We start from the raw sequence: 15,760 nt of genomic DNA on the forward strand, positions 1-15,760 counted from the left end.
CAAACAAGATTTATATTAAAGTATTATAATCAATATTTTCAAAACACTATTATACTATTATTTGAGACGATTTTACCATGACATTTGTCATGTTTAAGATAATTTGGCTGAAAATTAAAAATTTAACAAATTATGTCAACACACATCAATCGTCCGGTTTTAAAAGAAAAATACGACAATTACATTAATGGTAAATGGACTGCTCCTTCTACAGGACAGTATTTCGAAGTGCTTTCTCCACTTGATGGAAAAGTTATGGCAAAAGCTGCACATTCTGCAAAACAAGACATAGAAATGGCTGTAGATGCTGCATCTGAAGCTTTCAAAACATGGAGCGAAACTTCTGCTACAGAACGCAGCATTATTTTGAATAAAATTGCTGATAGAATTGAGGAAAATCTACCCTATATCGCTGCAGTAGAAACTGTAGATAATGGTAAAGCCATTAGAGAAACGATGGCTGCAGATTTACCTTTGGCTGTGGACCATTTCAGATATTTTGCTAGTGTAATAAGAGCTGAAGAAGGTTCTATTTCTGAATTAGACAAAGACACCGTTTCTATTATCGTACACGAACCTATCGGTGTAATTGCACAAATTATTCCTTGGAACTTCCCTATTCTAATGGCAGTTTGGAAACTGGCTCCTGCTCTAGCTGCAGGAAACTGTGTAGTTCTGAAACCAGCAGAAAGTACGCCTGTTTCTATAATGGTTTTAATGGAGCTAATTGAAGATTTACTTCCTGCAGGTGTTGTGAATATTGTCAATGGTTTCGGCGCAGAGTTAGGAAGAACTTTAGTGACCAATCCAAAAGTGGCAAAAGCAGCGTTTACAGGTTCTACAGCTACAGGTAGAATGGTAATGCAATATGCTACAGAAAATATTATTCCTGTGACTTTAGAATTGGGAGGTAAGTCTCCAAACATCTTCTTCCCTTCTGTGATGGATGCAGATGACGAATTTTTTGACAAAGCCATTGAAGGAGCGGTATTATTTGCTCTAAATCAAGGGGAAATCTGTACTTGTCCTTCTAGATTATTGGTTCATGAATCAATTGCAGACAAATTCTTAGAAAGAGTGGTAGAAAGAACAAAAGCCATCAAAACAGGAAATCCACTTGACCCAACAGTAATGATGGGAGCTCAAGCTTCACAAATTCAGAAAGATAAAATCCTTTCTTACATAAAATTAGGCAAAGAAGAAGGTGCAGAATTGCTTTGCGGTGGAGAAGTAAATCATTTGGGTGGAGATTTAGAAGGTGGATATTACATTCAGCCAACGATTTTCAAAGGGCATAACAAGATGAGAATCTTCCAAGAAGAGATTTTCGGGCCAGTTTTAGCGGTAACTACTTTTAAATCTACAGAAGAAGCGATAGAAATTGCAAACGATACCATGTATGGTTTAGGAGCGGGAGTTTGGACCAGAGATGCACATGAATTATACAGAGTTCCTAGAGCGATAAAAGCTGGTAGAGTTTGGGTGAACCAATATCACGCATATCCAGCTGGTGCACCTTTTGGTGGTTACAAACAATCTGGTATTGGTAGAGAAAACCACAAAATGATGCTTGACCATTACAGACAATCAAAAAACATGTTGATTTCTTATAACAAAAATAAACTAGGATTTTTCTAGTTCACTTGTGTTTTAAATTAAAAGGAATGTTGTTCATCAGCATTCCTTTTTTTAATTTTATTAAAAATTTTTAGAAATGGTAAAAAGATTAGACGTAACAGAAAAAGCGTTGGAAGTCATTAAAACGCTAAAAGAAAAACACGGTGATTTAATGTTTTACCAAGCTGGGGGTTGCTGCGAAGGAACCCAACCTCAATGTTTTGAAAAAGGAGGTTTCTACGTAAGAACCAATGATGCTATGATTGGTTTGGTAGATGGTTATGAATTTTGGATTGATAGAGATTTATTTGAATACTGGAAATTTTCGCATTTCACACTAGATGTTACAGACGGTTTCGGACCAGGCGGTTTTTCTCTGGAAACACCATTAGGAAAGACTTTTGAAATTATTTACAGACTTTTTACTGATGAAGAATTAAAAGATTTAGAGCCTGTAAAAAGAATGGAATAATCAGGTAATTGATAACTTTTCAACCTATTGAAAATCAAAAACTAATACATTTTTATGAGGCTTCCTAAATGCTCATTCTGTGAATAAAATTATAAAGCCTCATCAATAAAGACTTTTAGAGAAAAATGATTGTGCATAAATTATATCTAAAAGTGAATAAAGAGAAAGCAAAATAGTCTATAAAAAGTAAATTTCTGTACTACCTTTACATCAACAAACAAGTCAAACTTTTAGGTAGAAAAATGAGAGTTGTGGAGTTTCTTCATACTCGATTTAGAAACCGAAAAAAGAAACAGGGTTTAATTTATTTGAGTAACTTTCAAGATGGTCTCACAACGATTTTGAAGTGAAAAGGTAAAAAAGATTTTGAATCTTCAAAGCAAGACTTAAACAGTCAACTTAGACTATGGTGTTTTCCAGAAGAATACGAAAGTGTTTGATAAGAAAATAATTTAATCCAAATTCAAGTTGATAAAATTGCCCGAGCAATGGAATATGTTTTAATGAAAAATGGCAAAATTTTTAGAAATATCTGCGGATAGAATTTAAAAAGATGCAATTAAACATTTTTCGGGAGTTGAAGCAATAAAGATTGCAGAGGCAATGTTTCCAGACTGATGACAGAAACGACAATGCTTTGAGAAAAGCAAAGAAGTTTTGCCATCAGTCTTTTTTATTTTCCACTTTTTTATTATTTTTACTCTGTAAAACAATAACCATGAGATCTTAGAAATTCTCCTTTCTTATTTTTAAGATTTCTTAAAAATTTTTAAAAATGGGAAATACCACATAATTCCTCAGAGTACTCTACTCTTTTTTCAAAAAAATCTTTTCTAGAATTTGATTTTATGTTCCTTTAGTAAAAAAACAAAAAAATAATCATTAAACCAATGTCTAAAAAAACATTACCTCCTATCTCTTCGGAGTATAAAAAACAAGTAGCCAAGGCTATTCTCTACATCATTTTATTCTTTTTAGTTTATTTAGTATTAATCACTTTGGCACTAATATTAGTCGCTGCTATTGGCTATTTAGTATTTGAAATCATTGCAAATTTTAGATTCAATTATTTGGTTATTTTGCTTTCTGGTGGTCTAATAGGAATGGCGGTTTTTATATTGATTTTCTTGGTTAAATTTATTTTTAATTTTCAGAAAAATGATACCAGCGCATTTATCGAAATCAAGAGAAATCAAGAACCTGAACTTTTCAAATTAATAGATGAAGTGGTACAAGAAGTAGGAACAGATCAACCTAAAAAGCTGTTTTTATCTAATGATGTGAATGCTTTTGTAAACTACAACTCTCCTTTTTGGAGCATGTTTTTCCCAGTAAGAAAAAATCTTACTATAGGAATGGGTTTAATCAATACCACAACAGTAAGTGAATTAAAAGCGATTCTTGCACACGAATTTGGACATTTTTCTCAAAAAAGCATGAAGGTGGGAAGTTATGTAAATCAAGCCAATAAAATGATTTATGACATGCTGTACAATAACAAAGGCTTTGCCGATTCTATGGAAAGTTTTGCGAGTACTCATGCTATAATTGCACTTTTTACAAGATTGGCAGCTTGGATTATTGAAGGAATACAATGGGTTCTTACTAAGTTTTATGATTTTTTATATCTGAAACACATGTCGCTAAGCAGACAGATGGAATTTAATGCAGATGCAATCGCTACGTATGTGGTAGGTGCCGATGTTAAAACTTCTGCTCTTCTAAGATTAGACCTTTCAGAATCGGCGCTTTCTAATGCGATGAATTTTTACCTTGACAAAAATGTAAAAGCCGACACCAAAAATATCTATCAAAATCAGACTACCTTGTTGCATTATTTTGCTCAAGAAAATAACCATGAAATTAAAAATGATTTGCCGTATATCAATATAAATGAAATAGAAAGGTATAATAAATCTAAGCTTCAAATTGAAGATCAATGGGCTTCTCACCCAACCATAAAACAAAGAATTGAAGCCATCAAAAAACTCAATATTCCTTCTGAAAAGGTAGACAATAGGATTTCTAAAAACATTTTGAAGCATTTTGATAAATACGCAGAAAAATTTACCAATAAACTCTTCGAGTATAATATGCTTACGCATACAGAAGAATTTCTTTCCGAGGAAGAATTCAGAGAGCAATATAAAAACATCGTGAATGAAAAGTCCTTCCATAAGATTTTTAATTCTTATTATGATTTTAAAAATCCAATTTTCGAAAATATTGAAAATGAAACTTCTACTGTAGATGAGGTCATAGCTCAAGATTTTTTCTCAGACGAAAAAGTAAGCCTTGTCTTTGAAAAAAATGCATTAGAAAACGATGCTAAAGTCTTAGAAATGATTCAAAATGGAACGTATAAATTGAAAACCTTTGATTATGACGGTGCAAAATTCACCACAAGTCAAACACCAAAAGTCCTGAAAATTCTAAAACAAAGAGAAGAACAAGTTGACCAAAAAATCAAAGAAAATGATGATGCTATTTTAAAGTATCTTTTGTATAAAGCTTCGCTTGAACAAAAAGAAAAGTTTTCTGAATTGGCAAGCCGTTTTACACAAACAGATAAAGATTTTGATGAGTATTACAATGCGTTTCAAGAGTTTGTTCCATATATCAATTTCATGTCTCAAAGGCTTGATTTCGAAACGATTATGAGAAACAGAAACATTATGGTTTCTAAAGAAAAGATTTTCAAAAAGAAAGTTACAGAGCTTTTATCTTCTACTTTTGCCATGTATATGGAAGAAGAAGACCAAGAATTACTAAGAGAATATGTGGATGCAGATTTTATCTACTTCGAACACAATAAGTATAACGATTCAGAAATACAAATTTTAGATAAAGCTCTAGGAAAATACCAAGAAACGATGAGCAAATCTTATTTTAAATTGAAAAAAGAATTATTAGAACTTATGGTAGAAATTTTGGAATAATTTTAATCAAAAGTCTTACTTGAATCTTGGAGAAGTTGAGCCAGTTCTTTCATTTCAGCATCGGTTAAATCTCTCCATTTTCCTATGGGCAAATCCAGTTTGATGTTCATGATTCTAATGCGCTTCAGTTTTTTTACTTCGTAACCTAGATATTCGCACATTCTACGAATTTGGCGGTTTAAACCTTGTGTAAGTACAATTCTAAATTGCAAAGTATCGATTTGTTCTACTTCACATTTTTTGGTTACGGTATCTAAAATCGGAACACCATTGCGCATTTTTTCTAGAAATTTGGGTGTAATGGGTTTGTCTACACGTACAATGTATTCTTTTTCGTGGTTGTTTCTGGCGCGTAAAATTTTATTCACAATATCACCGTCAGAAGTCAATAAAATAAGACCTTCACTAGGTTTATCAAGTCTACCGATGGGGAAAATTCTTTTCGGGTGATTGATGTAATCTACGATGTTATTTTTCTCACGTTTGGTATCTGTGGTGCAAACAATTCCGATGGGTTTATTAAATGCGATATAAACGTGTTTTTCTTCTGTTTTTTTGATGTTTTTGCCATCTACGCAAATTTCATCAGCATCAGAAACTTTAGTTCCTAATTCTGGCTTTTTGCCATTGATGGTAATTCTTCCTTGTTCCAAAAGTTTATCGGCTTCTCTTCTCGAACAAAAACCTACTTCTGATAAATATTTATTGATGCGCGTTTCCACAAATTTTAATTTTTTATTCTTCTCTCACTTTACTGGAGTGAAAAGTAATTCCAAGATTTAACCCAATATAAAAGTTACTCTTTAGTCCATCTCCGAAATTCATGCTGTGATTTTCCAGAAAAAAGGAGTAATAATAATTCATTCTCACATTAATTGGATTTTGGTCACCAATCCCTAAAGTATATACTCTGGCTTTTCTCACATCACTTTTAGTAAGCGCAAATCCAGCATTGAGATAAATATATCCAGAATCTGCGGCATTGTCTAAATAAATTTTTGGCTGAACCAAAAAATACAAATTATGGATATTATCATAAATGTAATTGTATCGAAAACCAGCGCCTAAACCTATTTTATGAATCGGTTGAAAACCAATAACAGAAGTGATTCCAGCATTGGCATTAAAATCTACATTGTTATCTTCATTCACGATATCTGCAACTGCTTTTGCTAATCCATAGGCAACTTGCGCATCTGTACTCCAATAAATTCCTTGATTAAGATTTCCTTTTTGCTGTGAATATCCTAAAAAACTAATAAAAATGAATAAAAAGTAATAGTTTTTCATGGTTAGAAATTTTCAAATCTAAACTCATTTTCCAAAATTTCTGCATGTGCATTTTCTACATGGTACTCTCCTATTTTGGTTCTTCTGAGTTGAGTAAGATAAGCACCAACTCCTAAACTTTGACCAATATCGTGAGCCAAACTTCTGATGTACGTTCCTTTGCTGCAACCTACGGTAAAAGTAACAAAAGGAAGATGAATTTCGATGTTATTGAGATAATGAATGGTCGTTTTTCTAGATTTCATTTCTACTTCTTGACCAGCTCTTGCTAAATCATAAGCGCGGTTTCCATCTATTTTTATCGCTGAAAAAACAGGCGGTTTTTGCTCAATTTCTCCTACAAATTTTGCCAAAGTTTCTTGGATGAAATCTTCTGTAATGTGTGAATAATCAGTGTGAAGGATTTCTGGTTTTTCGGTATCATAAGATTCGGTTTGTACGCCAATTTTTATTTCGGCGATGTATTCTTTTGGCGCATCTTGAATTTCTGGAATTTTCTTGGTGAATTTTCCGGTGCAGACAATCAATAAGCCAGTTGCTCTAGGATCAAGCGTTCCAGCATGACCAATTTTAAATTTTTTAGGAAGATGGAACTCTCTTTTGAGTTTGTACTTCAATTTATTAACAGCCTGAAAACTGGTCCAATCCAAAGGCTTGTCCACCAAAAGTACTTGTCCGTTTAAAAAATCTTCTGCGTTCAATGTAAAAAGTATAAAATGAAATTATTTCACCCAACCAAAATAAATCAACAATAAAATCCCTGCAATAATTCTATACCAACCCCAAGGTTTGAAGCCGTATTTGGTCAAAACACCAATGAAAAACTTAATCGCAATAACTGCTACTACAAATGCTACCAAATTCCCCACGAAAAAACTCATCGTGTTTTCTGGAGTCGCAAAAATCATTTCGTAACCTTTTTGTTCAACTCCATTGTGATTCCAATCTTTTACAAAAATTGAATAAAAAGTAACCGCTAACATAGTAGGAACTGCCAAAAAGAATGAAAACTCTGCAGCTGCTTTTCTGGTAAGGTTTTGTTGCATTCCACCAATAATAGAAGCCGCACTTCTACTCGTTCCTGGCATCATCGCAAGACATTGCCAAAAACCAATCGTTAATGCTTTTTTGAAAGTAATATCTTTTTCATCATCTATCGTATGTTTGGTGAAAATTTGGTCGATAAAAAGTAAAATGACACCACCTACAATCAAAACAACTGCGATAGGAATTGGTTTTTCTAATATCGTTTCTATTTTATCATCAAATAATTTTCCTAGAACCAAAGCTGGTAAAACGGCAACTGCCAATTTTAAATAGAATTTAATGTTTTTAAAATCAAAAAATTTCTTCCAATACAAAAAGACTACCGCCAAAATAGCTCCAAACTGAATAGAAACTTGAAACATTTTAACAAATTCATCTTCTTGAATTCCAAAAAATGAACTCGTGAAAATCATGTGTGCCGTAGAAGAAACGGGTAAATATTCGGTAAGTCCTTCTATGATTGCAATAATAATTGCTCTGATTAAATCCATAAACTGTATTGTGATAAAAAAATTAAAAGATTCAAATACCAATTCAAATCTTTTAATTCTTTAGTTTTTAAAATGTTTTTATTTGTTTCTTTTAAGAATCGCGAAAACCTGAACTACAAATCCGGCAATCACCAATAACGGCGCTATTCTGATTCTTCTGATGGAAAAAATGTCTTCATTCCAAGCATTAGGATCTAGTTTTCCGTCGACTGTATTAGCATCTGGACCGAGCATTAAAAGAAATCCTGCTAAAATTAAAGCCAATCCCACCAACATGAGTTGGTAGTTTTTTTTGCCAAAATAAAAAGGATTGTGCTGGGATTCAGACTTTTCTATAGTTTGTTTTTTAGACATTTTTAAAATTTTCTATGAGTAATATAAATCATCTACGCTAGATGCTAAGAATCTCCAAGTTGCAAAAACTGTACTGATGACGGTAATAAGAATTCCCACTCCAAATACGATTGCAACTAACCAAATGTATTGGTTAGTGTCTTGTACAAATGGAGTCCCTATTTCGCTGGTAAAGAAATACCAACCTGTAAATAAAGCTGTTAAGCCAATAATAGCACCGATAATTCCTAAAATCACCGCTTCTTTTACAAATGGTTTTAAAATGAATCTGCGTTTTGCACCTACCAATTGCATAGTCTTGATAATGAAACGTTTAGAGAATATTTTTAAACGGATAGAGTTGTTAATCAACACCATTGCTACGATTAAGAATAAGATAGAAAATGCTAAAATCCAAGTCAAAATTCTATTGAGGTTATTGTAAACTTCAATCGTTAATTTACTATCGTTTTTCACTTCTTTCACGCCTTCTACTTCATTCAGTTTTTTTACAACTTCATTTATTTTTGCAGGATCTACGTATTCTGGTTTTAAAGTAACTTCTACAGATGGAGGGAAAATATCTCCTTCAAAAAGAGCATCTGTTTCTATACCCAATTGTTTTTTGGCAAGTTCAGTGGCTTCTTGCTTAGAAATAAATTTAGCTTTTTTCACAAAAGGCTGCAATTTTATTCTTTCGTAAGTTAATTTTTGCAACTGCTCTGCTTTCGCAGAATCTCTAGGGTCTATATAATCATCAAAATAAGCTTCTACCACCAATTGCTCTTTGATATAATCCGAATATTTTTGAGCATTTATCAATATCAACCCAAAAAGTCCTACTAAAAATAATACCAATGCAATACTAATGGATACGGTAATGTTGCTAGAACGGAGCCTTTTCTTGTTTAAATCTTCTGCTAATTTTGCCATCAATAAAAAATTTTCTGCTAAAATAGAAAAAAAACTCCGAAATTTGCCCCTGAACAAACACAAAACTGTGTTAAAAAATCTTAAAAATTTTGAACGTAAAAGCAAAAAAACATCTTGGTCAGCATTTTTTAACTGATGAAAATATTGCCAAAAAAATTGTAGAAGGTCTTGACTTTCAACCATATCAATATGTATTAGAAGTAGGTCCGGGAACTGGTGTTTTAACCAAATATCTCCTCGAAAAACCTACGGAAACTTACGTTGCAGAAATAGACACAGAATCCATAGAATACCTAAAATTACATTATCAAAAACTTGAAAATAAACATTTTACAGGTGATTTTCTCAAAATTAATTTAAGTGATATTTTCTCTGGAGAAGTAGCGGTAATTGGCAATTTTCCTTACAATATTTCTTCTCAGATTCTTTTTAAGATTATAGAAAATTATCAACAGATTCCAGAAATGGTAGGAATGTTCCAAAAAGAAGTGGCAGAACGTACAGCTTCAGTTCCCAGAACCAAAGATTATGGCATTTTGTCGGTATTGGTTCAAGCGTATTATGATGTAAAATATCTCTTTACCGTTCACGAAAATGTTTTTAATCCACCTCCAAAAGTAAAATCTGGAGTCATCAAACTCACCAGAAACAGAAAAGAAGGTTTAGAAGGCAATGAAATTCTTTTCAAACAAATTGTAAAAACGGGTTTTGGCCAAAGAAGAAAAAAACTGAGCAATGCACTGAAATCTCTAGATATTCCAGAAGTGTTAAAATCTCATGCTTTCATGGATAAACGTGCTGAAGAACTGAGTGTAGAAGATTTTATCAACTTTACTCAAGAATGGAAAGCTGCAAAAAATTAATTAAAATCTTTCTGTATCAAATCTTCTAATTTCGCTTGTAAATCGTGAATTTTCGCTTTTAATTCCTTGATTTCTTGCTTGTTATTAGAAACATTGCTCTTGAGAATTACTTTTTGAGCTTTTTCTTTGTGTTCATCTTCGTCTTCATCATCAGCAATTTCGTCTATGTCTTCTTGAATTTCGTCAATATCTTCCTGAATTTCATCGATGTCTTCTTGGATTTCATCAATGTCTTCCTGAATTTCGTTTACATCTTCCTTAATCACTTCTATGTGTTTATTACTTTTGTTGACAGACATTTGAATGAAAATCGACAAGTAAATCGCTTCCAAAGAAACAATGGTTGTGAGAACCAAAAGCATTTCTTCGAATTCTACTACTTTAAATAGTGGAAGTAAAAAACTGGTGATAAATAGCAAAGTGTGAAAGACCAATGAAGCGGTAGAACCAATCCAACTGATAACGCGGTCTGCCATTTTATCGAGTAACGTATTATTTTCTGTTTTAAGTTCTCTAAACTTCATTTTGCTTAATTTTTTGACAAAATTACGATTAAAAATCGACTAAAATTTGACTTTAATGATTATTAATGCGAATTTTTGAACTCTTATTTTGTATTTTTGCAAAAATTCTAACTTTTTATCCCAATTAATTTCTGTGATTGAAGAGCAAAAAATATCTCACACCTTACAGTTTCTCATCGAGGAAAGAAATGTAAAAGCTGTTTCTGAAGCCATTTCGGAAGTGGAAGCGGTAGATATTGCCAATATTTTTGAAATTCTAGAAGAAGAAGATCAAAAATTTCTTTACGAAATTATGGATAATGAGCGCTCTGCAGAAGTACTACTCTACATAGACGAAGACGAGCGTAAAAAATTCCTAAAAAACTTCTCTACCAAAGAAATTGCAGATAATATCATCAACGAAATTGATTCCGATGACGCGGCAGATATTATCGCGGAATTACCTGAATATCAACAAGATGAAATTATTCAGCACTTAAATGACGAGGAGCACGCACAGAATATTGTAGAACTTTTGCGTTATGATGAAGATGTTGCAGGTGGTTTAATGGCAACCGAATTGGTAAAAGTTAATCAAAATCTTTCTATCATTTCTGCGGTCAAAGAGATGCGTAAACAAGCCGAAGAAATGGAAGAAGTCTACTCTATTTATGTAGTAGATGATTCCGAAAAGTTACTCGGTTTGTTAAGTCTCAAAAAATTATTAACTACTTCATCTTCTACTCGAGTTTCAGATGTTTATAACTCTAAAATTCAATATGTTAAAGATACAGAATCTGCTGAAGAAGTAGCGCGTTTCATGCAAAAATATGACTTGTTCGAAGTTCCTGTTGTAGATAAATTAGGAAAATTAGTCGGAAGAATTACCGTGGATGATGTTATCGACTTTATTACCGAAGAAGCAGAAAAAGATTACCAGTTAGCATCGGGGATATCTCAAGATGTTGACTCTAGTGATACCATTTTTCATTTAACCAAAGCGAGATTACCTTGGCTATTCATTGGAATGGTAGGTGGTTTAATTGGTTCTAGAGTGTTGCAAAGCAATCAAAATGCGATGCATGACATTCCTGCATTGATGTTTTTCGTTCCGCTGATTGCGGCAACAGCTGGAAATATTGGAGTACAAGCTTCGGCGATTATCGTGCAAGGTTTAGCGAATAACACTTTAGGGAAAGATACTTTTAAAACTTTATTCAAAGAAGTAAGCGTTTCTGCAGCTTCAGGAATGATACTTTCTTTAATTATTTTTGGATTCAATTTATTGATTAACCATAATGATTTGATGGTTTCTGTGACCATTTCTATTTCTCTTTTAGCAGTAATTATGGTAGCGGCGATTATTGGAACCATTGTTCCTATTGTTCTGGAGAAAAATAAAATAGACCCCGCAATTGCTACAGGTCCGTTTATCACCACTTCTAATGATATTTTAGGAGTTTTAATCTACTTTGCCATCGCAAAAGCACTCCTCCACATTTAGGAATATTTTCTATAATAATTCTTTAGAAACACCAATCCCAAAAAGCGCATAATCGTATACAGCAGGATCTTCTGGATTGTATTTTCTGATGATTTGGTCGAGTTCTTCTACGGCTTTCCAATCGTTTTGAGTTCTGGTGAGAATTCCTAATTTTCTGGAAATATTCGCAGTGTGAACATCTAATGGAATAGACAAATATTGCGGAGAAAGGTTTTTCCAAATGCCAAAATCTACCCCTTTTTTATCTTGACGAACCATCCATCGCAGAAACATGACCAATCTTTTTGAAGCAGAATTTTTATAAGGCGAACTCACATGTTTATGGCTTCTATGCGGAATTTCTCCTAAAAAACGAGTTCTAAATCTTTCGATAGCGTGATAATAATTTTCTTCGTGTTCTTTTAAAAGAAATAAGTTTTCTAAACTTTCAAATTCAGTGTAAACACTTTTTAAATTCAATGTAAACTGCTCGAAATCTTCTGCTGAGAAAGTTCTGTGAACGGCTTTATTTTCTAGTTTTTTGAAATCTTTTTGGGAAGCATTCATCACAAAATCATAAGGAGAATTCCCCATATATTTGATGATTTTTTGAGCCGAAGTAATGATAGATTTTCTATTTCCCCAAGCTATAGTCGCTGCAAAAAACGCCGAAATTTCTATGTCTTGCTTCAAAGAAAACAGATGTGGAATTGAAATAGGATCTAATTCAATAAAATCTGTATGATTGTACTGTTCGGCTTTTTGGTTCAAAAAATCGAAGATTTCTTGTTCGTTCATTGATGACGATTATATAAACTAAATTTAAAATTATATTTCAGTAACAATATCAAAAATTATAAACACTAATTGTGTGAAAATCCAAAAAACTCCCACATAAAAAGCAGATTTAGGAGAAAAATTCATTTTCTTAAATTCATTGTTATGATTTATATAAACTAATGTTAAAAATAGAACTAAAACATTATAAAGAATATGTAAAAAATTTACAATCAAATGATTTTTTAAGATATTATAAAAAAATGAATCAAAATAATAAGTAAATAATAATAAAACAATTACTAAAATATCAATTCTTTTATATCTGTTAATTAAATCTTTCATTTGAAAAATCTTAAATTTTCACAGGTTCTAACTGTTGCGGAAGATGAGTTTCAGGGAAAATTTCACAGGCTTCATTGAGAAAAACCGACAAATCATGGTAGCGATTAGAAAAATGACCTAAAATTAATTTTTTAACATTGGCTTTTCTGGCAATTTTTGCAGCTTCTAGAGCAGTAGTATGACCTGTGTAATCTGCCATTTTCTTTAAATCATGTAAAAAAGTAGCTTCGTGATACAAGACGTCTACATTTTTAATAATCGGGATAATGCTTTCTAAATATCGAGTATCACTGCAAAAAGCATAAGAAACAGAAGGTTCTGCAGGTTTCGTTAAATTTTCATTTTTGAGAATATAACCATCGCTCAACTGAATATCTTTGCCACGTTTTAAATTGTGATAATCACAGATTTCAATTTCAGGATATTTAGAAACTTCCTGCATGTTTAGGTGTCTTTCTTTTGGTTTTTCCTTAAAAAGATATCCGTTACAGTAAATTCTATGGTCTAATGGAATCGTGAAAACCTCTACTCGATTGTCCTCGAAAACTTTTTCTGATTTTTTAGAAGAAAGTTCATGGAAAACCACCTCAAAACCTTGGTGCGTTTCGGTAATTCTAAAAATGGTTTCCATCATTTCTTTGATTCCTTTTGGACCGTACACATAAAGTGGAGTTTCTCTACCCAAAAGTCTAAAACTAGAAATCAATCCTGGTAAACCAAAAACATGGTCGCCATGAAGATGCGAGATAAAAATGTGATTAATTTTAGAAAATTTGGCTTTAGCTTTTCTCAATTGAACTTGTGTTCCTTCACCACAATCGATGAGGAAACAACGCTCTTCCATTTCTAGAAATTGCGCAGTAGGTGCAGATTTCACAGTAGGAATTGCTGAGTTATAGCCGAGAATTGTTAAATAGGTGCTCAAAATGCTTAAATGATGATTTTTAGAGGTTTAAAGTCTGCAAATTTCGTGAAAATTATTCTAATATCAAAAGTAGAAAACTATTTATTAATCTCTGAAATCTCTGGAATGCGTGGGATATTTTTTATAAAAAAATTATTTTTCTAAAAATGCAAGAAATTTATCTAAAGCATTTTTGCGGTGACTCATCGCATTTTTTTGTTCCGCAGGCATATCTGCAAAAGAAATTTCATGATTTTTGGGAATGAAAATCGGGTCATAACCGAAACCTTTGTTTCCACTTCTTTCGGTGCTTAAATCACCATAAACTCTACCTTCAAAGTATTCTGCTCCATGTTCATTGTACAAGCATAAAACGGTGATGAAATAAGCTTCTCTATCATTTTTGTCTATCATTTCTTCTAAAACTTTGGCTATATTTTTATCAAAATCATGATTCCCGGCGTAACGAGCAGAATAAATTCCAGGTCTTCCATCAAGTGCAGGAACCACTAATCCAGAATCGTCTCCTAAACTGGGTTTTCCAGTTTTTTCGAAGCAGAATTTGGCTTTAATCAAAGCGTTTTCGTGGAAAGAATTTCCGTCTTCTATTATTTCGTCATGAATATGATAATCAGTAAGTGAAGTAATGTGGTATTTTTCGCCTAAAATCTGTTGAATTTCTTCTTTCTTGTGTAAGTTGTGCGTGGCAACGAGGATTTCCATTATGTAATATTAAATATAAGATTTATAATTTTTAAATTTTTAGCGCTTATTCTCTGTAATAAATTCTATTTCGGTACATGAATAAATAGTAAAAAATTGCAAAAATGATGATTCCAGCCAACAAAACTACATACTCTGGGATGTTTAAAAGTTCTGAAAAGCTTTCTGTGTAGAAAAATTTCATCATCACTACTACAATAGTATTATTGAAAAAATGCAAGAAAATAGACATGAGAAGTGATTTGGTTTTAAAATAAACCACTCCTAAAACAATGCCTAAAAGAAAAGCACCCATAAATTGCCAAGGATTGAAATGTACAATTCCAAAAACCAATGCCGAAATAATAATCGCATTTCTAGGTTTTACACCCTTATTAATCAATCCTTTTTGAATAATTCCTCTAAATAAAATTTCTTCAATAATGGGAGCAAAAAAACTAACTAATAGAAATAAAGTGAAGGTGTCATCTGAAATAGAATTCATCTGTTCAGAATAAATCTGATATAAATCTCCAAAAATAGGTCCAGCAGTGGGAATTAATGAAGTACTATATTCTCCAATCAAAATCATTCCAAACATCATAGGAAAAATCAATAGGTAAACATGAAAAGGTCTAGTTTGCATATTGAAGTTAAGCACTTTTTTTTCTTTTTTCATGACAAAAAAATCAAAAGCCCAAATAACAGGTAAAAAAGTAGAGAGATAACTCAAAATATTAAATCCATCAGTATATCTGAGGTCTGTATGAAAATATTTAAACGAAATATAAACAGCTAAACCAACCATTGATGAAGAGAAAATAAGAGCTATAATCATCACTATTGCTCCGTAACCGTCTAAAATATAATTTCTGTATTTTGTATTGTCTATACTCATAAATGATGATAAGTTGATGGGGGTTCAAAAAAAAATCTAAAGAAAAATTTCTAAAAACTTATTTTGTTCAAAGATAGAAAAATGAGGGAAGCTACAAGTAGGAAGCTGAATGTTTTTTGAGCCTTTGCTTGGAAATACATCTATCATTTGTTTTACAAAAGAA

General features: G+C 32.3%; 16 protein-coding genes. 5 read left to right on the plus strand and 11 right to left on the minus strand.

What is annotated here, in order from left to right; translation table 11 throughout:
* Window positions 1-132: 132 nt before the first annotated feature.
* The 3 genes from ACT53I_RS04420 to ACT53I_RS04430 all read left to right on the plus strand — a co-directional run bounded on the left by ACT53I_RS04420 (window position 133) and on the right by ACT53I_RS04430 (window position 5,028).
* Window positions 133-1,638, plus strand: a complete 1,506-nt coding sequence (locus ACT53I_RS04420) for an aldehyde dehydrogenase family protein (protein ID WP_371486750.1) — start codon at window positions 133-135, stop codon at window positions 1,636-1,638.
* A 76-nt stretch (window positions 1,639-1,714) separates the two neighbouring features.
* Complete coding sequence (locus ACT53I_RS04425; RefSeq protein ID WP_476078587.1) at window positions 1,715-2,089, plus strand: DUF779 domain-containing protein; 375 nt, start codon at window positions 1,715-1,717, stop codon at window positions 2,087-2,089.
* An 890-nt stretch (window positions 2,090-2,979) separates the two neighbouring features.
* Window positions 2,980-5,028, plus strand: coding sequence for a M48 family metallopeptidase (locus ACT53I_RS04430; protein WP_476078588.1), 2,049 nt, complete (start codon window positions 2,980-2,982; stop codon window positions 5,026-5,028).
* 2 nt (window positions 5,029-5,030) lie between these two features.
* On the opposite strand, the gene rluF is transcribed toward ACT53I_RS04430, so the two are convergent.
* The 6 genes from rluF to ACT53I_RS04460 all read right to left on the minus strand — a co-directional run bounded on the left by rluF (window position 5,031) and on the right by ACT53I_RS04460 (window position 9,122).
* A complete protein-coding gene (gene rluF / locus ACT53I_RS04435) occupies window positions 5,031-5,750 on the minus strand; it encodes a 23S rRNA pseudouridine(2604) synthase RluF (protein WP_476078589.1) in 720 nt (239 codons plus the stop codon).
* A 13-nt stretch (window positions 5,751-5,763) separates the two neighbouring features.
* Complete coding sequence (locus tag ACT53I_RS04440; protein ID WP_476078590.1) at window positions 5,764-6,318, minus strand: hypothetical protein; 555 nt, start codon at window positions 6,316-6,318, stop codon at window positions 5,764-5,766.
* 2 nt (window positions 6,319-6,320) lie between these two features.
* Entirely contained in the window at window positions 6,321-7,019 is a 699-nt protein-coding gene (gene truB / locus ACT53I_RS04445; RefSeq protein ID WP_461376756.1) for a tRNA pseudouridine(55) synthase TruB, read from the minus strand.
* Window positions 7,020-7,040: 21 nt separating this feature from the next.
* Window positions 7,041-7,856 carry an undecaprenyl-diphosphate phosphatase gene (locus ACT53I_RS04450; RefSeq protein ID WP_476078591.1) on the minus strand — a complete coding sequence of 272 codons (816 nt, stop codon included), beginning with the start codon at window positions 7,854-7,856 and terminating at the stop codon, window positions 7,041-7,043.
* Window positions 7,857-7,934: 78 nt separating this feature from the next.
* Complete coding sequence (locus ACT53I_RS04455) at window positions 7,935-8,210, minus strand: DUF3098 domain-containing protein (RefSeq protein WP_104794040.1); 276 nt, start codon at window positions 8,208-8,210, stop codon at window positions 7,935-7,937.
* 12 nt (window positions 8,211-8,222) lie between these two features.
* Window positions 8,223-9,122: a cell division protein FtsX gene (locus tag ACT53I_RS04460; protein WP_476078592.1), complete on the minus strand. Its 900-nt coding sequence runs from the start codon at window positions 9,120-9,122 to the stop codon at window positions 8,223-8,225.
* A gap of 89 nt (window positions 9,123-9,211) precedes the next feature.
* Here ACT53I_RS04460 and rsmA point away from each other — a divergent pair, with 89 nt between their 5' ends.
* Window positions 9,212-9,985, plus strand: a complete 774-nt coding sequence (rsmA, locus tag ACT53I_RS04465) for a 16S rRNA (adenine(1518)-N(6)/adenine(1519)-N(6))-dimethyltransferase RsmA (protein WP_476078593.1) — start codon at window positions 9,212-9,214, stop codon at window positions 9,983-9,985.
* On the opposite strand, the gene ACT53I_RS04470 is transcribed toward rsmA, so the two are convergent.
* On the minus strand, window positions 9,982-10,509 hold the full coding sequence (locus tag ACT53I_RS04470; protein WP_476078594.1) for a coiled-coil domain-containing protein: 528 nt from the start codon (window positions 10,507-10,509) through the stop codon (window positions 9,982-9,984). The two genes, rsmA and ACT53I_RS04470, sit on opposite strands and share 4 nt — an antisense overlap.
* Before the next feature lie 133 nt (window positions 10,510-10,642).
* Here ACT53I_RS04470 and mgtE point away from each other — a divergent pair, with 133 nt between their 5' ends.
* Complete coding sequence (gene mgtE / locus ACT53I_RS04475; protein ID WP_371461142.1) at window positions 10,643-11,992, plus strand: magnesium transporter; 1,350 nt, start codon at window positions 10,643-10,645, stop codon at window positions 11,990-11,992.
* Between the two features lie 9 nt (window positions 11,993-12,001).
* Here the strand turns inward: mgtE and ACT53I_RS04480 are convergent, their stop codons facing one another.
* The 4 genes from ACT53I_RS04480 to ACT53I_RS04495 form a co-directional block, all read right to left on the minus strand.
* Window positions 12,002-12,769, minus strand: a complete 768-nt coding sequence (locus tag ACT53I_RS04480) for a TIGR02757 family protein (RefSeq protein ID WP_476078595.1) — start codon at window positions 12,767-12,769, stop codon at window positions 12,002-12,004.
* Window positions 12,770-13,103: 334 nt separating this feature from the next.
* A complete protein-coding gene (locus ACT53I_RS04485; RefSeq protein ID WP_476078597.1) occupies window positions 13,104-14,018 on the minus strand; it encodes a ribonuclease Z in 915 nt (304 codons plus the stop codon).
* Window positions 14,019-14,150: 132 nt separating this feature from the next.
* Window positions 14,151-14,720 carry an RdgB/HAM1 family non-canonical purine NTP pyrophosphatase gene (gene rdgB / locus ACT53I_RS04490; protein ID WP_476078599.1) on the minus strand — a complete coding sequence of 190 codons (570 nt, stop codon included), beginning with the start codon at window positions 14,718-14,720 and terminating at the stop codon, window positions 14,151-14,153.
* A 46-nt stretch (window positions 14,721-14,766) separates the two neighbouring features.
* Window positions 14,767-15,597 carry a lysostaphin resistance A-like protein gene (locus ACT53I_RS04495; protein ID WP_476078601.1) on the minus strand — a complete coding sequence of 277 codons (831 nt, stop codon included), beginning with the start codon at window positions 15,595-15,597 and terminating at the stop codon, window positions 14,767-14,769.
* Window positions 15,598-15,760: the final 163 nt, after the last annotated feature.

Source organism: Cloacibacterium sp. DMC96, assembly GCF_056313765.1.